The sequence below is a fragment of the Pseudomonas sp. HT11 genome (assembly GCF_044875395.1).
GTDB lineage: Bacteria > Pseudomonadota > Gammaproteobacteria > Pseudomonadales > Pseudomonadaceae > Aquipseudomonas.
This window is the reverse complement of sequence record NZ_CP173217.1, coordinates 3,469,106-3,491,223: the sequence shown is the minus strand read 5'-3', so window position 1 is coordinate 3,491,223 and position 22,118 is coordinate 3,469,106. Positions and strand designations below refer to the sequence as shown.

The following is a 22,118-nucleotide window of genomic DNA, read 5'->3' as shown; positions in this document are numbered from 1 at the left end:
GTGTGGCAAGGGTGCAATGCCCTTGCCACACGGCATCTCAGGTTGTGAAGTGGCCCAGCGCAATGCTCAGGGCACGGCGTCAGCGCAGGGCCCGTGGCATTGGCGCGATCGCCAGGAACAACTGATCCACGGGCGGCGTAATCAGCACATACAGAATGTGGGTCAGCGGTTCGCCGCCGGGTTCCGTGTGAGTATGAAGGTCGGCCTGGACATGTTGCTTGAGCAGGTCCTTCTGTGTGTACTTGCGCTGTTCCGGCAGCTTCAGGTGGGCCCGCGTGTAGTCGGCGGGCAGGGCGTCGGCATTGGCGTAATGAAAGTGCGCATACCACAACACCACCGGTGGTTTTTTGGCCTTGTCGTACACCGCGTACTCAGTGAAGAAGTCGCCGCTGAGGGTCGGGCGCTGCGGGTCGGCCAGGCTGGTCAGGTTGATGTCGATCTGTTTTTGTTCCCACAGGTAATTGAGGCTCTCCTGGGTCGGCCATTGCCGTTTGTACGCCTCACTGCACACGCGCTGCGCCAGCCGGCCGATGTCCCGGGCGTGTGCCCGGTATTCATCGATCAGGCGTTGCACCGCGGTCTTTTGCGCCAAATGGTCGCGTGCCAACTCATCGGCCAAAGCCGTGAGCTTTCCGGCGTGGCCCATCAGCAATTCATTCCAGCCACTCGGGTCGACATGTTGACGGGTCAGCGGCGAGTCGAGTTTTTGCTGCTCGGCCGTGATCAGCTGTTCAATGCCTTTGCGTTGTTCGATCAGCGCCTGGGCCAGGCCTTTGAGGGTTGCCAGTGAGCGACCTTGGGCTGTGCCTGCCGGGGCAGCCGCCGGGTCCTTCGCGGTGTTGGCCCAACCGTCTTCGTGGCGTCTGAACGAGGCAATGGTTTCGCCGGTCAAGGCGTCGGTGAGGGTGAGCTGCTCCTGGCTGTTCTGGGCATCGGCAGGCTTGAGCTCACCGATGAAGTACGCCTTTTTGCGGGTTTTGAACACGCGCTTGGCCGGGTTTTTGGGACGCAGGGTTTTCGATAAGGGCAGCTCGACGTCCAGCTCTTCCTGCTTGCGTACCACCGCTTCAAGTTCGCTTTGCGCAAGCGCCTGGGCAAATTCAAGACCTGTCAGCAGGCGTTCGGCCTCCGGGCGCAGGCGCCCAGGGTTGAGGGCCTTGAGGGCGCGAATCGCATCCTCATGACGGCGGTACCGGTCAAGGACCGTCTCATACACATTACGTTGCTCGGCCAGCGGGTACTCGGCACCGCTGCGCACTTCCACGTGAGACTGCAGGGCTTGGGCCAGGTCGCTCTGTTCGAGGCGGTTGAGGTAAAACTCCTCCAGGGGTGGCAGTCGTCGGTCGGCCGTCGCCAGGGTGGCGGCGGCGAGGTAATTGAGCGCACTGAGCCTCAGGTTGTTGGCGAAAAAATTCTGCGGGTATTGGATCAGCGTCAGGCATTCCTGGCGGATCACACGGCCCGCCACCGAGTCATGTTCCAGTTGTTCGAGCGTATGCTCCATGGCCGCCGCGACCTCGGCCATGTGCTCGCGGATATTGGCCGATTCAACCGTGTTGCGGATGTATTCGTCGTAGACGGCGGTGTCTCCCAGCAGGTTGTCGACAAACATCCTGCGCGCCATCTGCGCCATGGGCTCGCCCGCGCTGGAAAAACGCATGGCGTTCAACCGGTCCACCAACAACGTCTGGATGGCCGACTGCTGGTTCCAGATGGTCCCCAGGATTTTTGCCCGATCAAGCACGTGCACGCCGGCGCCGCCGACCTTTTCCAGTTCCTGGCCCACCTTGACCATTTCCAGGCGTGAGGGGAGGGACTGGGCAAATTGGTCTTCGAGGTTCTGCAGCAGAATCTGAAACTCGGTGCGTCGTTGCTGGTGGTTCAGGGTCTCCTGCTGGTGCCGCGCCGACAGGGCGGGCCGCCGCTCGGGCGGCGCTTTTTGCAGAAGATTCCAGACCAATTGCACGGTTTTGCGTTGGTTTTTCAAGGCGGTGGCGGCGGACCACATGCGCTCCATCGATGCCAGGAAGGGCGCCATCAAGGGGGTTATTTGCGTATCGAGTGCCTGCGCGCGTGCGAGCAGCTCGTTTTTTCTACGCTGGTTTTCCTCGCGCAAGGCCGCCATCCGCTTGGGGCCACCGCCCACCAGCTTAAGGCCGCGGTCCAGTGTCCAATGGCCTTTTCCATCGGTGCAAAGCTTGATGCCGGGGTGGTCGATTTTTTCGGGGTGCACGATATACACGTCGCCAAAACCGGGAACGATGCTGGCCCTGAACAGCAACCCACCGACCGAGGCATGCCAGACCCCGTTGAGGTTGTACAAACCCAGGTGACGCCCGAGGCGGACCTGTGCAGGTGCGGGCTGCGGCCAGGGCACGCTGAATGCCCGCAGTTTTTCCAGCAGCGCTGCCGATGCAGCGTCGCTGGCCAGCGAATGATCGAAATCCAGCAGCGTGCGGCCACCGCCGGGCGGTTCGGAAGGCAGGCCGACCGTGCCACGTTCAATGATCGCCGGCGGGCTGTTTGCCGGGCCGAAAACTGCTCGCCGCAACGCCGGCTGCGTGGGCAAGGCTTCCTCACGTGCAGGGTGTACCGGCGCCGCCGTCAGCGAGCCCTGATGCACCAGCAGCAGGGCGATGTTTTGCAGCAGATCGACCCACGCCAGCGCCCGCGTCTGAGGGTCGTCACTTTCCAGCGCTGGCACATCGTGCGTGAGGCCCTGCACCAGTTGCATCAGCCAGCCGATTGCCGCCAGTGGTCCGCGCACGGCCATCAGCAGGGTGTTGAAGCCCAGCTGCATACCTTCCAGGATCAACGCCCAGCGGCTCTCGCTATTGGACGTGGACTCGCGCTCAGCCTGCGCCAGCAGTTGCTGAGTTTCGCAGCCAAACAGGTACTCCATGAGGCTGCCATTGTTCAGGGCCTGGAGGATTTCGTCGCTGCTCTGGTCGCCCGCGGCGGCCAATTGCGCCGGTTCAGGCACGCGCGGCAGCGGGTCGAATTCCGAGCCCAGGCCGACCCGCACGTAGTGGGGCTGGGTAAACCCACCGTTGCTGTAGATGGCCCTGGCCGAGTCCGGCAACCAGGTCAAGACGCTGTCCTGCAACGCGCCGGGCCGTACGAGGGCGGCCAGCAGGCTGTCGCGACTGGCAAACTCCAGCAGCGAGTCGCGATAGGCCGGCCGATACAGCAGGTGCGGGCCTCGTTGCGTATCGAGGGGCTCGATGATGAACATGTTTTGCACCACGTCCGCCGTGGCGCCGGGCTTGCGCACCAAGGCCAGCACCCGCATGACGAGGCTTTCACCGCCAACCTGGCGCCCCGTGGGGGCTGGGTTCAGCACGGCCTCCACCCACTGAACGCCGCGCGATGTCAGGCCTGCTTCGCCTTTTAGCTTGTGCTCCAGCGCTTGGGTTTTCAGCTGCACCGGCCGTTGCTGTTCGAACAGTCGTGTGCGTTTTTGTGCGGCCTCGGTATCGCTGAGCAGCGCCTGGCGCAGGTAATGAGGGTAATTGTTGCCGATGTCGACACGCTGGACCAGTTGGCGAAGGCCGTCGGCTGTCAGCCAGGGTTCGATTACCCGGCCGGTGCGGTGGCTGAGTGTCATGCGGCCTTTGGGCGCGCCCGAGAGGTTTTTCAGGGCCAGATCGACCAGGCTCAGGGTCACCGGTTCGACATAACCGCCGGCCAGAGTGCCCACCGCCACGTGAAAGGTTAGTTGCAAATCGTCGGCGTGGTACCCGCTCGACCGAGCGGCATCGTCGCAGGCGCGTCGGCCACCCATGGCGACGCTGCGATCCAGGCACAGTTGCTGATTCAAATGTTCGGTTGCATAGCTGCGCAGGGTTTCCAGGCTGTCGAAATCTGAATCGCCAAGGGTCAAGCGGCGAATACCGGCCTGTTCAAGCAGGCACTCACGGTAAGCAAGGCGCTCGGCCGCGCCGGCGTGCTGCAGCCAGGCGGGCAGGGCTGCGCGGATCGAATTCAGGGTTGCCAGCGGTGTGGTAGTCGAGTGGCTGAAGACCTGCGCCGGGTTTGTAGCGCCAGCAAACCGCAGCTCCAGGGCCTGCACGCTGGACCCGGCCGGGAGCTCAATGGCCGCGAGAGTGTCCAACTGCCCCTCGAGTATGAGCGCGGCTTGTACCTCGAAAATATTGCCGTCGGGCTCGTACTGCTTCCAGGTCATCCGCTGCGCACGAAAACGCTGCTGCAGGTGCATTCCCCAGGCCTGGCCGAAGGCATCGAGGTCGGCGTACGCCTCGATCTGCCCCGATACGCGGCACAGCAACACCTGCGCAGGGGCGACCACCAGCACATCGCTGGCTTGCAGGGTGAGTCGGCTGCCTGCCTGCTCCAGAACGGTTTCCAGGGTATAGGCACGCACGGCCTTCTGCGGCCAAGGGCGCTGGGCGCGCGTACTTCGGTCGGGGTAACGGGCCAGTGTGACAAGCGTATCGAGCTGTCGTGCCAGGTTCCCCGGTTGGCGAATGGCCGAGTCGAGCAGCGCGCCTTGCAGCACGTGGGCCAGCCACTGCCAGCGGCTGCCGCCGGCATCCGTGTCCTGGCTCCAGTAGGCAGCCAGGGCGTCTTGAAAGGCGATGCTCAGAATCAGCGGCAATTCTCTGATAACGGCTTCGATCACTGCCAGGTCGTAGTCGTGCCGGCCATTGGCCTCAAAGGTCAGCCGGGTACCCGTGGCGTCGCCCAGGTAACAGTCCAGGCCGTAGCGCATGGACACATCGGGAAAGCTGCCATCGGCCAGGTGACTGAGCGCCACCTCCAGCAGCGGGAACAGGCTGCGTCCGCCGCCGTCACGGGGTATGGCCAGGCGCAGGTCCGCAAGCGGATAGCTCAGCGGCGGGTATTTTTCTTTCAAGTGGTCGGCCAGCAACTGCGCGGTGACGGAGCGCAGTGTCGGGCGAGTGAGAAACCGGGCTTCAACCGCTTGTCGGGCCGGGTGTGCAGCAGGGACGGTGTTCGGGTCTGTCATGGGTATTCCTTTACAGGGGATCAAAACGCACCCTTGCAAAGTAATGCGCTGCGTCGCCCGGAGGCGGTAGCCCGTTATGGCTTTAGGTGCGGGCAGCAAACTGGCCTATCATTAGCGCTTTGAACCTGATGAAAGACTGTGATGACCGATAATCTGCCTGCCGTCCTGAAGACTTCCGACATGCTTGAAATCGATGGGCTGCATGCCTTTGATTTCACCTTTGATGAACAGGCCTTGCTGATCACCGCCATGGACGGCCGTGCTGAAAAACGCTGGCGTTTCAGCCTGGAGCAGGTGCAGGCCGCCACCTTCGATGACACCTTGCAAAGCTGGACCCTTACCGGTGATTCGGGCGAGCACCGCCTGATTTGCATGAGCGCTTTCACCGGCAACAATAACGACGAGGATGAAGCGGATGATGATGCGTAAATTCTGGCCCCTGCTGATGGCGGGCAGTGTCGGTGCCATGTCGGTGCAAGCCGCACCGGCAGACACCTATGAACTGCTGGTGGGCAGCTACACCGCCGGTACCAGCGAGGGTATCTACCGCCTGCAGTTTGACAGCCGTACCGGCCAATTCAGCGGCAAGCCGGTACTGGCCGCGAAGGCAGCCAACCCGTCGTGGCTGACGATCTCCAAAGACCAGAAGCATTTGTTCGTGGTCAACGAGAACGGCCCGGGCCAGAAAGACCCGGTCGGCCGCGTCAGCAGCTACAGCATTGACCCGCAGAACCATCAGTTGACCCTGATCAACCAGGTGCAGAGCCTGGGCAATGAACCCACCCATTCCAGCCTCGCCGCTGATGGACGTTACCTGTTCGTTGCCAACTATTCGGTACTCGAAGATCCGGGTGGCAGCCTCGCAGTGCTGCCGGTTGACGCCGCTGGCAAGCTGTCGGCGCCGGTGCAACTGAGCGGGCATCCGTCCAGCCGGGTAAACCCGGAGCGCCAGGCCTCCAACCATGTGCATTCGGTGGTGTCATCGCCGGACGGCAAATACGTGTTCGTTCAGGACCTGGGGGCCGACAAAGTGTTTGCCTACCACTACGACCCCAAGGCCAACCCTGAACTGCCGCTGACCCCGGCCAACCCTGCCGCCGTGCCAATGCCACCGGGCAGCGGCCCGCGTCACTTGCTGTTCAGCGCGGATGGCAAGCATGCCTGGCTGACCACCGAGATGAGCGCCCAGGTTGCCGTGTTCGATTACAACGACGGCAAGCTCAGTCAGACCCAACTGGTGGACTTTGCTGGCGGGCAGCCGGTGGCCGACAAGGCCGGCGCGGCGCTGCACGCCTCCAGCGACGGCAAATTCCTGTACGTGAGCAACCGCGGCACCGCCAACCAGATGCTGGTGTTCAGCATCGACCCGGCCACCGCGCACCTCAAGGAACTGCAGCGCCGCTCCGTGGAAGGCGACCACCCGCGCGAGTTCAGCCTGGACCCGAGCGGCAAGTTTTTGCTGATCGCCAACCAGAAAAGCAACGAAATCGTGGTCGTCGAACGCGACCCCAAGACCGGCCTGCTGGGTAAAACCGTGCAGAAATTGCCGATCGATGCCCCCAGTGACCTGAAGTTCCTGGTGCGTCAATAAGCCACAGGCCCCGCCATGCGGGGCCTGACTCGGTGTATTAATTCTATTAATAGCGGCTACTGTTTCAAAACATTACCAAGGTTCAGCCCGCGGGCGTAAGTTGGGTTCCAAGGCCTCTACCGGCCACCTAAACCAACGAACACAAGGGTCACCGACATGAACTTGAACCTCTTCTCCATCATCGCCGCTTCCGCTGTTTCCGCCACCGTGGCATTGCCTGCCGCCGCCAGCGTGGAAGTTTCCGGCAAAAAATCCAGCACCAGCGCCTACACCCAGAAATACCTGCAGCAAAGCGCCAACTTCTACGCCGCACTGGATCACAAGACCCAGCACTGAGCGTGAGCTGAGCGACGGTCACCTGTGGGCGCTGGCTTGCCTGCGATGAAAGCAACTCGGTGTGTCAGTTGCACCGAGTTGTCGGTATCGCAGGCAAGCCAGCGCCCACAGGTGATTGTGTTGGGTTCAGGGTTTTGCCATTACCGCTGCAAACAGCGGTGATTCCAGAAAACGCTGTAGCCAGGCCTGCAACCGGTGATACTCCGTGCCGGCAAACCACTCGCGATCCACATGCGCGAACTGACGCACAAACGGCGCCAGTGCCACATCGGCCAGGCTCAAATGGTCGGCCAACAAGTATTCATTCCCCGCCAGCAAACCTTCCAGCTTGTGCAAAAACACCTCACCCTCGGCCCGATAATGTTCCATCGGCTGCTCCGGATAGCGCTCGGCGTACTTGTATCGATTCAAGTGATGTTTGAAAGCCTGGTCGTTCTCGGCGATCAGGTCCAGTACCCGCGGGTCGCCCTTGAGCAACCAGTCATCAGGGTCGTGCTGCGCCAGGGCCCAATGCATGATCTCCAGGCTTTCCTCAATCACCCGACCGCCCACGCTCAATACCGGCACCGTGCCCTTGGGCGACAGCGCGAGCATGTCGGCCGGCTTGGCTTTCAGGCTCACCTCGACGATCTGCACGGGCACGCCCGCGTAGCGCAACGCCATGCGCGCGCGCATCGCATACGGGCAGCGCCGGAACGAATACAGCAGCGCCTCGCTCACTTGACCTCCAGCGTGCTCAAGCCATTGCCCTGACGCTTGACCTGGATCTGCACCGGGATGCGCTCGTGCATTTCCTGTACGTGGGAAATCACCGCCACCTTGCGGCCCTGGGCCTGCAGACCGTCCAGGGCGTCCATCGCCAATTGCAGCGACTCCGGATCAAGGCTGCCAAAACCTTCGTCGATAAACAGCGACTCGATCTTCAACGTGCTGGACGCCATCGACGCCAGGCCCAACGCCAGCGCCAGCGACACCAGGAAGGTTTCGCCCCCGGACAACGAGTGCACCGAGCGCAGTTCATCGCCCATTTCCGTGTCCATCACCAACAGCCCGAGCATGCTGCCGCCGCGTTTGAGGCGATAGCGGCGCACCAGCTGGCGCAGTTGCACGTTGGCGTGGTGCACGAGCAAGTCCAGGTTGTAGGCCTGGGCGATCTTGCGGAACGTGTCGCCGGTGGCCGAACCGATCAGTGCATTCAGGCGCGCCCAGCGTTGCCATTCTTCATAAGCCTGGGTGATCTGTTCGGCCAGCGCGTGGTTGGCGTCCTGGCGGCGCTGGTCTTCGGCCTGGCGCGCGCGCAACTCGGCGCAGTGTTTTTCGCCCTCGGCCAATTGCTGGTTGAGCGTGGCCAGGCTGCTATCGAGTTGCTCGGCGTCCAGGTTGCCGTTGTGCAAGGCCTGATGCTCGGCGAGGCGTTGCTCGCGTTCGTGCAGCAGCACCTTGGCTTGTTCGACGGCTTTTTCGCTGTGTTGCACCTGCTGGCGCAGCGCGCTGATCTGGCTGTCATCAAAGGCCAGCAAGCGCGCGAGCCCGGCGTCATCCAACTCGGGGTGCAGCGCCCGCCATTCGCCCAGGCGTTCGTCGAGGCTGTGCTGCTCAGCAGTCAGCGCCTGTTGGCGTTCCTGCTGCGCCTTGAGGTCGGCAGCCAGTTGAATAAGCGCATTACGCAGGTCTTGCAGCTGTTGATTGGCGTCGGTTTCGCGCTGACGTGCCTGCGCCACCGCCTGATCCAGTTGCTGCTGCCACTGTTCAGCGCTGGCGTGATCGCCCAGCAGCGCCGTGAGTTGCTCCTGCGCGGCCTGTCGCTGCGCGGACAACTCGGTGACGTGCTGATGCAAGACGTCCAGTTGCTGCTGGCGATGCTGCTGATGGGTCTGTTCTTTCTCGATGGCCTGTTGACGTTCCTGCTGCTCGGCCAGTTCATCGCGCTGATGGCCCAGCTGCTCCAGACGCTGGCTGACCTGCTGGTCGAGCTGCATAAAGGTCGCGGCCGGTTCGCGGCGCAAGCCTTCGAGGGTTTCGGCGGGCAGCAGGCTGGCGAAGGCATGCAGCTCTTCGTCGAGACGTTCGCGGTCGTTGGACAGCTCGCGTTGCTGGTCCACCAGCAACTGCCGGGCTTGCTGGCTCGCATCCTGAGCGGCTTGCAACTGCTGCTGCAAACGCCCGGCATTTTGTTGCAGGTTGAGCAGGGCGCCCTGGCGTTGTTCGTCCTGGGTGATGCTTTGCGTCAGCTGCGCCAGTTGCTGGGCCAGCCAGGTGCTGCGCTTGGCGGCGTCCTGGTTGAACAGCGAGGCCGACAGCGGGTGTGCATCCAGGCTGGGTTTGAGCGCGTGTTGCTGCGTCGCCAGTTGCTCCTGCTGTTGCAGGAACTCCTTTTGTTGCGCGATCAAACCACCCACTTCGCCGCGCAGCTCGGTGAGTTTTTCCTTGAGCACGTCGACGGCTTTCTGCGCCGTGGCTTCTTCGTTCTCATCATGGCGGCCGAGGCTTTGCAGCAAGGCTTCAGGCTGGTGATAGGGATGCTCATGGCTGCCGCACACCGGGCAGGGCTGGTCGTCCTGCAACTGCTCGCGCAATTCCTCGACGCTGGCGCTGCGGGCCAGGCGTTGGCGTTCGAGCAGTTGCTTGGTCACCGTCAAGGTTTGCTCGGCGACGGCCAGCTCGGCCTTGGTTTGCAGACCGGTCTGGTTCAGTTGTTCGCGCTGTTGCTGCGCGTCCGCAAGTTTCTGCGTCAGGCTGGCGGCCTGTTGATCCAGCTGCTGCTGGTTGTCCCACCGGCGCGTCAGGTCTTCAAAAGCGCGTTGCTGCTTGCGGTTGTCCTGCAAGAGGCTCGCCAGTAGTTGGATCTGCTCGGCGACCGCGTGTGGCTCGGCGCCGGCTTCCTGATACAACAGGTCCAACGCGTCACGTTGCTGAGCGAATTTCTCGGCGGCGGTGGTGGCGCGTTGTTCCAGCTGCGGCAGTTCGCTCTGGCCTTTGTTCAAGCGATTGCCGATCAGCATCAACTGCTGCAGACGGTCGCGGTAAGCGCTCCAGGCATCGCTCAGCGGCGCCAGGGCGGCGCTGCGCTCCAGCTCGGCAGCCAGGCGTTGCAGGCGTTCGGCAACGTGGGTGTGTTTGTCCTGCAAGCCCTTCAACAAGGTCTGGCCTTGGGTGCAGGCGACTTCGTGTTGCTGTTGGTCCTCGGTGCGTTTGGCCAGGTCCTTGGTCAGGTGGGCGAGGGTGCTTTGTGCTTCAAAGGCTTGGCGTAACAAGGGCACGGCGTCGGCCTGGTGCTTCAGCGCCTCAGCCAGTGCTGCCTGGGCCGCCGCTTGCTGGGCTTGCGCCTGCTCCTGACGCGTGTGCAACGCGGTTTGCTGCTCGCTGTGTTGCTGAATCTGCGCGGCGAGCGGCGTCAACAACGTGCCGAGTTCAGCCTGTCGAGCAAACTGATGGCGTTGTGGCGCCAAGTGCTCCAGGCGGCTCAGGTCCTGGCGTTGCTGGCCTTGGCCCTCCCAATCGGCCTGCGCGCGTTGCAGTTGCTCAGTCGCGCTTTGTTGGCGCTCCTGCCATTCGCGCAACTCCTTGAGCCAGGTGTGCTGCAACTCCAACTGCTTGAGCTGGGCCTGCTGGGTCTTGAGCTGCTGCTGCGCCGTGGCGAGCTGTTGATCCAGTTCGGCACGGGCCTCGGCGGCCAATGGCACCACGCCGGTGGCCTGGTCTTGCAGTTGTTTGTGCGCGTCCTTGGCGTCCTTGGCCTTGTCGAAGGCGCGGCGGCCAAGCTGGGTGTAGAGCGCGGTGTCGGTGAGCTTTTCCAGCAGTTCGCTGCGCTCATTGTCGTTGGCCTTGAGGAACGCGCTGAATTCACTTTGCGCCAGCAGCACCGCGCGGGTGAACTGCTCGAAATTCAGGCCCAGGGCCAGTTCCAGCTGGGTCTTGTACTCGGTCTTCTGGCTGGCCAGCAGTTGGTCGCTGTCCAGGTCGATCAGGCTTTGCCGGCTGTTCTGCAACTTGCCGCTGGCCTTGTCGCGGGCGCGGTTGGCTTCCCAGCGTGCACGGTAGCGACGGCCGCTGACGCCGACAAAGTCCACCTCGGCATAACCGCCGCCGGTGCCGCGGCGCAGCAGGGTGCGTGGGTCGCCGATGGAAATGTCGCTGTCGGCATCCGGCATCTTGGCCTGGCCGGTATCGCCCAGGCGTGGCACCGCGCCAAACAGCGCCAGGCACAAGGCATCGAGCAAGGTACTTTTGCCCGCGCCGGTCGGCCCGGTGATGGCAAACAACCCGGCGCTGGCCAGAGGCTCGGCGGTAAAGTCGATTTCAAACGGGCCGGCCAGTGAGGCAAGGTTTTTCAGGCGGATGGCAAGAATCTTCATGGCTGTTCACCCGCCTGTTGCACTTCCTGGAGCAGCACGGCGAAATCCTTCAAGGTCTGTTCATCCACTTCACTGCCGTAGTTGTCCTGCCAGGCGCGGCTGAACAGCTCCTGGGGCGTGAGCTGGTCGAGTTCGACCAGGCGCTCGTCGTCGGTGGCGTCGCTGCCGCGCTTGCCGGCATATTCGGCGGCGATGCGCACCAGGCGCACGGCCTTGCCTTGCAGGGCGGTTTCGATTTGCTGGCGCAGGTCCGGTTGCGGCTCGTCCAGGCGCACCCGCACTTCCAGCCACGGGTGGCGTTGGGTCTCGGCGAGTAGGTCGATGTCGGGCAGATCCGCCAGTTGCTTGAGGATCTGCGCCAGCGGCGCAGCGTCCAGGCGTTGCAGGTTGACCGAACGTGGAATCAGACGCGGCTCGACGCTGACCAGGCGTTGGCCCTGGAAGACCACGTCGAGAATCTGATGCTTGTAGCCGATTTCGGAAAACGACAGGGGAATCGGCGAGCCGCTGTAGCGAATGCGTTCTTCACCGTTCACCTTTTGCGGCTTGTGCAAATGGCCCAGGGCCACATAGCTCACGCTGGCATCGAACAGGCTGGCGGGCAGCGCCTCGGCATTGCCGATGATCAGGCTGCGCTCGGAGTCTTCCGACACCGAACCACCGGCCATATGCGCATGGCTGATGGCAATCAGCGCCTGGCCTTTTTTGCGTTTGGCATTGGCGGCGGCAATCAGCCATTCATGCACCTGGCCGATGCCGCGCAGGTAGTCGTCGCCCAAGTGCGCGCCGGTGACTTCCGCCGGGCGCAAAAACGGCAGCGCCAGGCACCAGGCGGCGATCTTGCCTTTGGCGTCAGGCAGCGGGATCAGCAGGCGCTCGGCATCCAGTTGGCCGTCATCCAGCCACAGCACGCGGCCCAAGGCATGCGTGCGCAGGCGGCGCATCAACGGCGCGGGCAATTCGATGCGCGAGCCGGAGTCGTGGTTGCCGGCGATCATCACAATCGTGAGTTTCGGGTTGTGTTCGTGGGCGCTGATGATGAAGTCGTACAGCCGCTCCTGGGCCTTGAGCGGCGGGTTGACCGTGTCGAAGATATCGCCGGCGATTAGCAGCACATCGGGCTGCTCGGCTTTTAATTGGCCCAGCAGCCACTCGAGGAAACAGGCGTGTTCGAAGTCGCGTTCCTGGCCATGCAGGTTTTGGCCGAGGTGCCAGTCGGAGGTGTGGAACAGACGCAAGGCGAACTCCGGGGAGAAGATGAAAAGGAGGGGAGTTTACCTGTAAAAGCAGGTTCGGTGCCCGCGGCTGGCCCAGATCAACTGTGGGAGCTGGCTTGCCTGCGATGGTATCGCCTCGGTTTGACTGAAAGACCGAGGTGCCTGTATCGCAGGCACGCCAGCGCCCACAGGGGTTATGCGGCGTGCAGGCAGTTCAGCGCGCGGTCGGCCAAGGTTTTGGCGTTGTTGATCAGGTGTTCGGTGGCGCTCGCCATGTCGCGTTCATCACCGAGCAGCGTTTGCGTGGTGCCGGCCGCGGTGGCGGCGGCGCAGCGCAGCAGGTCGCAGATTTGGGCCAGGGCGTCTTCGAAGCTGAGGTCGTGATGGGCGACGAAGGACGGCAGTGAATCGGGTTGCAAGTAATGGCGCAGGGCACGCTCAAAAATTTCGCGGGGTGGGTCGGGGACGATTTTGTTCATGAATGAAACTCCTAGAAGGTTGGGAGCCATTCTTTTGCAGATCTCACTCGACAAAAGGTGGCAGCTATGTGCGGGGTGAGATAACCGGTAGGAGCACCCGGCCAGACCGAAGTCTGCCCGCACACAGCCGCCATAGAGCATATCGCTCGCGGTTGTGACACTTGGCGCCTACACAGGATCTCACCCCTGATCGCTGATATGCAGCGACGGAGCGAAGGCTAGCCAGTGAGGTGGGCAGGCGCAAGGCCGAAGGATTGTCTAGGAAACTTCCCGCAAATTAAAGGGATGTGGATTGCTGGCCTTTAACAATGCGTTTCGATCAGGCGGCACTGATCTACCGTGGGGGCGGGGGTGGGGGAGTACATATCCGTTGCTGCGGTCACGGCCACTTAGGGTTCCGCTCTTACAGCGGGTCACTTTTGGCAAACGCCCCAAAAGTAACCAAAAGGTCTGTGCCCCACCACTCGGTGCCTCGCTTAGGCTCGGCATGCCCTCACTCCGGCTTGAATCCGTGGGCCGCCGCGATGGGCCATCCATGGCCCAACACGGCTAACCCGGCGTCCTGCCGGGTTACCCACGGATTCAAGCCTGCGTTCGGCCAGCGTGGTTGACGGGGCCTGTCAGATCAAGATCAAAAGCAGAGCACGGCGGCCTAGTAGCCGACCTGAGTGGTAGAAGCAAAAGCAGAACAACACATCTCTATCTGATGCACTGAGCTCCAAATGTGGGAGCGGGCTTGCCCGCGAATGCGGTGGGTCAGCTACACATTAGTTGACTGATCCACCGCCTTCGCGAGCAAGCCCGCTCCCACAATTTCACCGAGTGCAGCCCGCCAGCACCGCACTGGTTTGCTTTTCTGTGGGAGCTGGCTTGCCTGCGATGCAGACAACTCGGTGTATCAGGCATAACCAGTTGATGCCATCGCAGGCAAGCCAGCTCCCACATTGAATTGAGTTCAGCATCCAGAATCAGGTCGGCTGTTAGGCCGCCTCGCTTTGCTTTTGATCTAACCACTCAGGTCGGCTACTAGGCCGCCGTGCTTTTGCTTTTGATCTTGATCTGCTTTTGACGTTGATCTTAGGCGCCCCGTTAAACCACGCTGGCCTCACGCAGGCTTGAATCCGTGGGTAACCCGGCAGGACGCCGGGTTAGCCGCGTTGGGCCATGGATGGCCCGTCGCGGCGGCCCACGGATTCAAGTCTGCGTGAGGGCACACCGAGCCTAGGCGAGGTGCCGAGTGGTGGGGCAAGAGCCTTTTGGTTACTTTTGGGCTCTTTTCAAAAGTGACCCGCTGTAAGAGCGGAACCCATACCCGCCATCACCCAAATAACGGATATACACCCAGCGACCCCGCGCCAACCACCGCCCAAACAGCATGGGTAAATACACCGCACACCCAGGGCCTATTTGGGATACAACGGCGGCAAGCTGGTGGTATCCGTCGCCGGGTCTTGCTCTCGCTCGGCGACCGGGATGGCCTTGACCGCACGCCAAAGGTCTTCACCCAACCAGAAATGACCACTTTCGCTGTAGAGCGCACCATTCAACCCGTCCAGCGCATCGGACAACGGCACAAACCGCGCCGCCATGTCGGCCAAGGTCTCCGGCTGTTGCCGCGCCCAGGCATCCAGCGCCTGACGCGTGGCCTGTGGGTCGTTGGCCTGAGTGGCGCGCTTGAGGTCGTCGAGCAGTGAGCGCGGGCTCGGGCCCGTTTGAGCGGCCCGTTGCACAGCCGGTTGCCGACGCGCACGCCACCACAGGCCGAAGCCCAGCAGCGTGGTGCAGGCAAAGATCAACGTGCTGAGCTGCCACAGCCACAGGCGGTCATCGTCTGGTGCGGTGATCACGGTCGGCGTGGCGGGCGTGTCGACCACCAGGCTCGGGTTGGTCGCCACCTGCAGCGTGCGGGCAGGCAGGCTGGTGCGTTCGAGGTGGTCTTCGTGGGTGTTCCACCACACCACCTCGACGGCAGGCAGTTCGATGGCGCCGGCGCGGGTCGGCACCAGGGCTTCGCGGTCTTCGCGGCTGCCGGTCAGGCCGTGGTCGTTGTTCTGATTGCCCAGTACCGGCTGGTCGGGGTAGCGGCGCAGGCCATTGATGTCGGTGCTGGGCAGGGCCGGCAGTTGCGCGCTGGACAACCCTTCGGCCTTGACCGTGAGGCTGCGGGTCAGCGAGTCACCGACTTGCACGTGCTCAGGCTCTGGGTTCCAGGCTTGCGTCAGGCTGAGGCTGCGGGCCGGTATCCACGGCGCGTCGGCCGGGTACAGCGCCGGCTTGGGTTTGACCGTCAGCGCAATTTCGGCTGAGCTGACGTGAATCAGCTTGCCCGGCTTGGTGCCCTGCAGCGTGTTTTCCTGCGGCGGGCGCGATTCCACCAACGTGGCGCTGAAGGTCTGCCCTGGAATCACCAAGGCGCCGCTGTGTTGCGGGTAGATCGCATAGCGGGTTTCGATCACGCCATGGCGAATGCTGTTGATGACTTTTTCATAGGTGCGCGACTCGCCCAATTGCTCGATGCGCGCATCGGGAATCTGCAACGGCGTGAGGCTGCTGTCGTCGTACAGCGACACTGAGTGATACACGCGCACGGTCAGCAGCGCCTGGGCCTGGACGTACACGCTGCTCTGGTCGAGGTTGGCCTCGATGAACACCGGGGCCAGTTCGGCGCTGGTGTTCTGGCTCGCGGTTTCGACCACCTGCAGGCTGATCGGCTGGGTCTTGAGTTCGCCCACTTGCAGCGGCGGAATCACCACGGTGCCGTTTTCCTTGGGCAGCAGGGTGATGATCCAGCGCGTGGTGGCGTGATTGTCGCCGCCCAGGGTGGTCAGTTGGTTGATCTGGCGGGTGCCGCTGACTTCAAACTGCGCATCCAGCGGCGCCAGGTCCGGCTTGCCGAATTGGGTAACGTCGCTGGACTCGACCGTCAGCTCCACCGTTTCCCCGGAATTGAGGCGGCTGCGGTCGACGCTGGCGACCAGGTTTGCCGCCTGGGCGTGGCCTGCCGTTAACGCGAGCAGGAGCAGAAGGGTGGTGCGGCGGCTCATCGAGTCTTGTCCTGATGTTGTTGCTGTTCGTACCAGAATTTGCGCCGCAGCAGTTCGCCGGGGTTGTCCGGGATCTCCCGCAGCCATTGCTCCAGGGCCTGGCGATGTTCGCCGTCGATGTTGGCATCGGCGGGGCGCAGCGGCGGGGTGGTGGTGTGTTCATCACCCAGTTCGCTGCCCGGTACGTCGTTGCCGCCAGCTTTGGGCGTGCCGCCGGTCTGGGTATCGCCGGTGCCGGCCTCGCCCTGGCCTTGGGGCGATTGTTCGCCACCCGTGGCACTTTGCCCGCTGGTGCCCGGTTGCGCAGTTTGGCCGGGTTGGGTGGTTTCGTCATCTTCCTTTTTTGCCGGCTTGGCGGGCTCGGGCTGGGCCTTTTCCTGAATCAGGGTTTCGACCAGCGCTTTGTTTTTCAACGCCGGTTGCAGGTCAGGTTGGGCTTCCAGCGCCTGTTCGTAGGCATCAATCGCGGCTTCCAGTTCGCCGGACTTGGCCAGGGCATTGCCGCGGTTGTAGTGGGAATAGGCGTCATTGCTCAGTGCAAAACGCTTGATCGCCTCGGCGTAATTACCCGCCTCGTACAAGGCAACGCCCTGCCATTGCGGGTTTTCGAAGTGTTCGGCGGCTTCGGCCGGGCGTTTTTTCTTCAGCAGGTACTGGCCCTGTTGGTCGGGACGCAGCCACAGGTCCTGGAAATCGAAGGCATAGCTGGGCTGCGGCGCGCCCATTAACAGCAACGGCAGGCAGAACAGCCAGCCGCGGCGCCCGGCGCAGGCCGCGAGCAGCAACAGTGGCAGCAGCAGCCAATAACCCTGGTCGGCCCAGGCATCGAGGTGCAGCAGTTGGCCGTCGTTGCGCAGGTTCTGCGGGCCATCGAGCAGGTTGAGTTGGCGCAGGTCCTTGTCGTCCAGGCGCGCGGCGCGGTAGCGGCCGCCCATTTCGCTGGCAAACGCCTTGAGGGTCGGGCTGTCGAGGCGCGGCACCAGAATCGCGCCCTGGTCGTCCTTGAGGAACTCGCCGCTTTCCTGGGTCACCGGCGTGCCTTCACGGCTGCCGATGCCGAGGATCGACAAGCTGGGCGCCTGGGCCCCTTGCAGCTGCAGCCGAATGCCTTGGCGCTCCTGCTTGGACAGCGATGAGCCCACCAACAACAGGCGCCCTTGGCCCAGACCGCCTTGCTTGAGCAAGCCCAGGGCCTTCTCCACGGCGAGGTCGGCGCGATGGCCGGGCTCGGGCATGATCGAGGGGCGCAGGGCTTCGAGCAGGTTGCGGCTGGTGGCCAAGTCATCCGACAGCGGCACCAGCGTGTGGGCGCTGCCGGCATACACGACGATGGCAGTCGGTGCATCGGCGCGCGCCTGCAGCAAGTCATACAGCTTGCGCCGAGCTTGTTCGAGGCGATTGGGCGGGCTGTCGGTGGCGAGCATTTCCGGGGTCAATTCCAGCAGCACCACCAGCGGGTCGGCGGGTTTCTGGCTGGACTGTTCAACCCGTTGCCAGCTGGGGCCGAGCAACGCCAACACGGCCAACAGCCAGGCGATGCCCAGCACCACCCACGGCGATTTGCTCTCGCGGCCATTGCCGCCACTGAGCAGCACCGCATGAAACGCCGGCGGCAAGATGATCTGCCAGCGCCCGGCGCGCTTTTGCCGATGCCACAGCTGCCACAGCAGCCAGCCGAGCAACGGCACCAGCACTACGCACCAAGGGCGGAACCAGTGCGGCCAGAGGTCGATCATCGACGCCTCCGCAATCGCAGGCGTTTGAGGCGCTGGCGCCATTCAGGGTGCTGTTGCAGGAAATTGCCCTTGGTCGAGAGTTTATGCCAGGCGCGTTGCAGCGCGTTGTTGGGCCAGCGTTCCTGGATCACCAGCAACAGGCTCAGAACCAGCGCAAGGGCCAACGGCGCGCTGTACAGCGCCAGGGCCGGACGTGCCTGGGTCGGTTGCTGGGCAACGGGCTCAAGCTGGTCGAGGGTTTGCTTGATCTTGAGCAACTCGTCGCCGTCGCGGGCGCGGAAGTAGCGGCCACCGGTGGCGTCGGCGATGGCCTTCAACGCGGGTTCGTCGAGGTCCAGGCTCGGGTTGACGCCCAGAATGCCCAGGGAACCGGTTTGCGCCGGATCGGCGCCGATGCCGATCGGGTAAATCTTCACGCCTTCTTCAGCGGCCAGGCGCGCGGCGGTCAGCGGGTCGATCTGCCCGGCGTTATTGGCGCCGTCGGTGACCAGAATCAGCACGCGGCTTTGCGCCGGGCGCTGGCGCAGGCGTTTCAGGGCCAGACCGATCGCGTCGCCGATGGCGGTGTTCTTGCCGGCGATGCCGATGCGCGCTTCGTCGAGCCAGGCGCGCACGGTACGCCGGTCAAAGGTCAGCGGCGCTTGCAGGTAGGCCTGGCTGCCAAACAGTATCAGGCCGACGCGGTCGCCTTCACGGCTTTCAAGGAAGTCGCCGAGCAAGTGTTGCACCAGGCTCAAGCGGCTGACGTCCTCGTCCTGCCAGTGCATGTCGGGGAAGTCCATCGAGCCGGACACGTCCACCGCCACCAGCAGGTCGCGGCCGCTGGCGGCAATCGGCAGCGGCTCGCCGAGCCATTCCGGGCGCGCGGCGGCGGTCAACAGCAGCAACCACATCACCACAAAGGGCGCCTGTTGGCGCCAGCCGGGCAGGTTGACGCGTGCGCGACGGCGGGCCAGGCCTTCGAGGTCGGCGAGGTAGCTGACCTTTAACGCCGGCTCACCGCTGTCGGCCACCGGCAAGACCAGTCGCATCAACCAGGGCAATGGCAACAGGGCGAAGATCCACGGCCAGGCGAACTCAAACATGTTTGCGAATCCAGGTGTCGACGGCTTGGGTCAGGCCGGCGATGGCCTTGTCGTCGAGTTTGCATTCGGGTTTGTAAGCGCCTTCCACCAGCACCATCCAGCGCGTGAGGCCGGCAGCCGGGCAGCGGTTGTCGAGGAACGCCAGCCATTTGCGGCCATTGAGGGTGTGGCTCTGGCTGTAGGGATAATCGTTGCGGCACAGGCGCTTGAGCAGGCCGTTGAGTTGCTGCAGCCAGGCACCGGCGGGCGCGCCGTCGTAGGGTTTGGGCATCAACGCCAGCTCGGCGAGGGCGGCGATGCGCAGTGGGTCCAGCGGTTGTTCGGCGCGGGCCACCGGGCGGCGCTTGGGCAGCAAACGGCGCAGCGACCACAGCCCCCAGCCGAGCAGCGGAATCACCAGCAGCAACAGCCACCACCCCGGCGCAGGCGGCCAGAAACCGATCGCCGGCGGGGCGATCAAGGGTTGCAGTTGGTCGAGGCTGCTCATTGCTTTTTAACCGGGCGTTGCGGGTTGAGGTATTCGCGCAGTTGCTCGACCATTTCGCTTTGTGTGCTCAATGGCATCAGCAGGATTCGCAGCTTTTGCGCCAGCAACTCCCAACGCGCGATGCGGGCTTCGGCCTGGGCTTTGTAGGCCTGGCGCAAATCGAAGTTCAGCGTGTCGAGTTCCAGTTGTGCGCCTCGCTCGGCAAAACGTAAGAGCCCGGCGGCGGGCAGGGCGTGGTCCAGCGGGTCTGAAATCGGCAACAGCAGCAGGTCGCAGTGCCGAGACAGCAGGCTGAGTTGTTGCTCTGCGCCTTCGGTCAGCGCGCGCTCGTCGCAGATCACAATCACCAGGCTGCCTGGGCGCAGCACTTCGCGGCCACGGCGCAGCGCCATGCCCAACGCGTCGGCTTCGGGGCGGCTCTCGGTGTTCAGGCTCTGGTTGACGCGCACCAGGCGGTTGAGCAGTTGCAGCAGGCTTTGTTTGCTGCGCCGGGGTTTGATTTCGTAGTGTTCGTTGTCGCCAAACACCAGCCCGCCGACGCGGTCGTTATGTCCCAGTGCTGCCCAGCCAATCAGGCTGGCGGCTTGCGCGGCGAGCACTGACTTGAACATCTGGCCAGAGCCGAAAAACAGCCGACAACTTTGCTCAACCATGATGAAAATCGGGCGTTCACGCTCTTCGTGGAACAGTTTGGTGTGCGGCTCCTGGGTGCGCGCCGTGACGCGCCAGTCGATGGTGCGCACGTCGTCGCCGGCCTGGTACACGCGCACCTGGTCGAAGTCGACGCCACGCCCACGTAGTTTGGAGTGGTGCAGGCCGATCAGCGGGCTGCGCTGGCTCGGTGTGGAAAACAGCTGCACTTCGCGCACGCGGTGGCGCATCTCAATCAATTCGCTGAGTGTGACGCGGATGCCATCGCTTGCATTCATGGGGTTCAAGCGACGGCAACGACGTCGAGGATGCGTTGCACCACACGGTCCTGGTCGATGCCGGCCGCTTCCGCTTCGAACGAAAGGATGATGCGATGGCGCAACACGTCGAACAGCACCGCCTGGATGTCTTCCGGGCTCACAAAGTCGCGCCCGGCCAGCCAGGCGTGGGCACGCGCGCAGCGGTCCAGAGCGATGGAGCCACGCGGGCTGGCGCCGTAGGCGATCCACTCGGCCATCTCCGCGTCGAACTTGGCCGGGGTGCGGGTGGCCATGACCAGCTGCACCAGGTATTCCTCCACCGCGTCGGCCATGTACAGGCCGAGGATTTCCTTGCGCGCCGCGAAGATCGCCTGCTGGCTGACACGTCGCTCGGGCTTGGTTTCACCGTTGAGGGCTTCGCCGCGGGCTTGTTGCAGGATGCGCCGTTCGACGGCAGCGTCCGGGAAGCCGATCTTGACGTGCATCAGGAAACGGTCGAGCTGGGCTTCGGGCAGCGGGTAGGTGCCTTCCTGCTCGATGGGGTTTTGCGTGGCCATTACCAGAAACAGCGGCGACAGGTCGTACGTGCTGCGGCCCACGCTGACCTGGCGCTCGGCCATGGCTTCGAGCAATGCCGACTGCACCTTGGCCGGCGCGCGGTTGATTTCGTCGGCCAGCACCAGGTTGTGGAAAATCGGCCCCTGCTGGAACACGAAACTGCCGGTTTCCGGGCGATAGATCTCGGTGCCCGTGATGTCGGCGGGCAGCAGGTCGGGGGTGAACTGGATACGATGGAACTGCGCTTCGATGCCTTCAGCCAACTCTTTGATGGCCTTGGTCTTGGCCAGGCCCGGTGCGCCTTCGACCAGCATGTGGCCGTCGGCCAGCAGGGCGATCAGCAGGCGATCAATGAGTTTTTCCTGGCCGAGAATCTGCGTAGAAAGAAAAGTTCGCAGCGCGAGCAGCGCTTCACGATGTTCCATCGATGACGGTTCCTGGAGAGATTGACCGGGCGTTGATAAAAAGCGCCGGGCCTGGGGCGCTTACTTTAATGCATCGAGGGGGGTGGCGACTAACGGCGTGACGGGTATTTTTGGCAAATCTTGTAGGAAATTTGTATGGGAACAGGGTCAATGTGGGAGGGGGCTTGCCCCCGATAGCGGTGGATCAGTTTTCACATCTGCGACTGAGCGACTGCTATCGGGGGCGAGCCCCCTTCCACATTTGATCGTTGGTGCAGCTTAGATTCGGGTGAACGTACCAGTGCCCTTAAGAATGTTCTGCAAGGTTTCCTCAACCTCAGCCAAATCCGACACAGCGGTGCTGTGGAGAATTTCCAGCTGGTCCTTGCCCCCCAGCGCATCGGCATCGCCGGCGGCCAGTTCAATCAGCAACGTCGTGTCGCTCAAGGTGACTTTCAGGCCATCCAGGGTCGACGGCTCGTAATCCCAGGTCAGTTCTACTTCCTCTTCATCCGGGTAACGGGTGAGCATGAACATCTCGCCGTTTTTGCCGTGGCAGCAGAGCATGGCCATGTTGTCTTCTTCGTCGTCGCACGGGGTGGCCATCAGTGCGTCAGTGTTCAGTTGCAGCATGGGAGATCCTGTCTGGGGGAGGGCGCAGCGCGCCAATTGTGCCATTGCGGCGAATTTTGTGCTGCATCGTGTGTCAGACGCAGTGCATGACCTGACGGGCAATACCAGTCACTTTCGGTACTCGCGAGCTTGAAAACAGGCGGTTTTTCCTCGGAAAAATCCGGGTTGCTCAAGTCGCAACCCCAAGCCTGCGTACCGATGACCGAATATGTCGCAGCGTCGCAAGCAGCTGTCTTCCTACACTCGTTAAGCTGCGCAACGGATGTGCCCTGTGCCGGGAGTCTGACCTGCC

15 protein-coding genes are annotated in these 22,118 nt (G+C 63.1%); 3 read left to right on the top strand and 12 right to left on the bottom strand.

Going from position 1 to position 22,118, the window contains the following annotated elements; all coding sequences use genetic code 11:
* Positions 1-79: 79 nt before the first annotated feature.
* Complete coding sequence (locus ABWL43_RS16105) at positions 80-4,990, bottom strand: hypothetical protein (RefSeq protein ID WP_404483091.1); 4,911 nt, start codon at positions 4,988-4,990, stop codon at positions 80-82.
* Positions 4,991-5,131: 141 nt separating this feature from the next.
* On the opposite strand from ABWL43_RS16105, the gene ABWL43_RS16100 reads away from it, so the two are divergent.
* The 3 genes from ABWL43_RS16100 to ABWL43_RS16090 all read left to right on the top strand — a co-directional run bounded on the left by ABWL43_RS16100 (position 5,132) and on the right by ABWL43_RS16090 (position 6,917).
* Positions 5,132-5,419, top strand: coding sequence for a DUF5629 family protein (locus ABWL43_RS16100; RefSeq protein ID WP_119735885.1), 288 nt, complete (start codon positions 5,132-5,134; stop codon positions 5,417-5,419).
* Positions 5,406-6,581: a lactonase family protein gene (locus ABWL43_RS16095; protein WP_145166201.1), complete on the top strand. Its 1,176-nt coding sequence runs from the start codon at positions 5,406-5,408 to the stop codon at positions 6,579-6,581. The genes ABWL43_RS16100 and ABWL43_RS16095 overlap by 14 nt, the downstream gene beginning before the upstream one ends.
* A 156-nt stretch (positions 6,582-6,737) precedes the next feature.
* Positions 6,738-6,917 carry a hypothetical protein gene (locus tag ABWL43_RS16090; protein WP_145166200.1) on the top strand — a complete coding sequence of 60 codons (180 nt, stop codon included), beginning with the start codon at positions 6,738-6,740 and terminating at the stop codon, positions 6,915-6,917.
* Between the two features lie 126 nt (positions 6,918-7,043).
* On the opposite strand, the gene ABWL43_RS16085 is transcribed toward ABWL43_RS16090, so the two are convergent.
* The 11 genes from ABWL43_RS16085 to ABWL43_RS16035 all read right to left on the bottom strand — a co-directional run bounded on the left by ABWL43_RS16085 (position 7,044) and on the right by ABWL43_RS16035 (position 21,826).
* Positions 7,044-7,637, bottom strand: a complete 594-nt coding sequence (locus ABWL43_RS16085; protein WP_404483090.1) for a glutathione S-transferase — start codon at positions 7,635-7,637, stop codon at positions 7,044-7,046.
* Positions 7,634-11,272, bottom strand: coding sequence for an AAA family ATPase (locus tag ABWL43_RS16080; protein ID WP_404483089.1), 3,639 nt, complete (start codon positions 11,270-11,272; stop codon positions 7,634-7,636). Before ABWL43_RS16080 ends, ABWL43_RS16085 begins: the two co-directional genes overlap by 4 nt.
* Positions 11,269-12,510, bottom strand: coding sequence for an exonuclease SbcCD subunit D C-terminal domain-containing protein (locus ABWL43_RS16075; protein WP_404483088.1), 1,242 nt, complete (start codon positions 12,508-12,510; stop codon positions 11,269-11,271). The genes ABWL43_RS16080 and ABWL43_RS16075 overlap by 4 nt, the downstream gene beginning before the upstream one ends.
* 173 nt (positions 12,511-12,683) lie before the next feature.
* Positions 12,684-12,968, bottom strand: a complete 285-nt coding sequence (locus ABWL43_RS16070) for a DUF6124 family protein (RefSeq protein WP_404483087.1) — start codon at positions 12,966-12,968, stop codon at positions 12,684-12,686.
* Positions 12,969-14,371: 1,403 nt separating this feature from the next.
* A complete protein-coding gene (locus ABWL43_RS16065) occupies positions 14,372-16,012 on the bottom strand; it encodes a BatD family protein (RefSeq protein ID WP_404483086.1) in 1,641 nt (546 codons plus the stop codon).
* Positions 16,009-17,748, bottom strand: coding sequence for a tetratricopeptide repeat protein (locus ABWL43_RS16060; protein ID WP_404483085.1), 1,740 nt, complete (start codon positions 17,746-17,748; stop codon positions 16,009-16,011). Before ABWL43_RS16060 ends, ABWL43_RS16065 begins: the two co-directional genes overlap by 4 nt.
* Positions 17,745-18,833 (bottom strand): VWA domain-containing protein, encoded by a 1,089-nt coding sequence (locus ABWL43_RS16055; RefSeq protein ID WP_242198297.1) that lies wholly within the window; start codon positions 18,831-18,833, stop codon positions 17,745-17,747. Before ABWL43_RS16055 ends, ABWL43_RS16060 begins: the two co-directional genes overlap by 4 nt.
* On the bottom strand, positions 18,826-19,320 hold the full coding sequence (locus tag ABWL43_RS16050) for a DUF4381 domain-containing protein (protein WP_145166030.1): 495 nt from the start codon (positions 19,318-19,320) through the stop codon (positions 18,826-18,828). Before ABWL43_RS16050 ends, ABWL43_RS16055 begins: the two co-directional genes overlap by 8 nt.
* Entirely contained in the window at positions 19,317-20,249 is a 933-nt protein-coding gene (locus tag ABWL43_RS16045) for a DUF58 domain-containing protein (RefSeq protein ID WP_094952755.1), read from the bottom strand. The genes ABWL43_RS16050 and ABWL43_RS16045 overlap by 4 nt, the downstream gene beginning before the upstream one ends.
* A 5-nt stretch (positions 20,250-20,254) precedes the next feature.
* On the bottom strand, positions 20,255-21,214 hold the full coding sequence (locus tag ABWL43_RS16040; RefSeq protein ID WP_034106117.1) for a MoxR family ATPase: 960 nt from the start codon (positions 21,212-21,214) through the stop codon (positions 20,255-20,257).
* Positions 21,215-21,472: 258 nt separating this feature from the next.
* Complete coding sequence (locus ABWL43_RS16035) at positions 21,473-21,826, bottom strand: hypothetical protein (protein WP_145166031.1); 354 nt, start codon at positions 21,824-21,826, stop codon at positions 21,473-21,475.
* Positions 21,827-22,118: the final 292 nt, after the last annotated feature.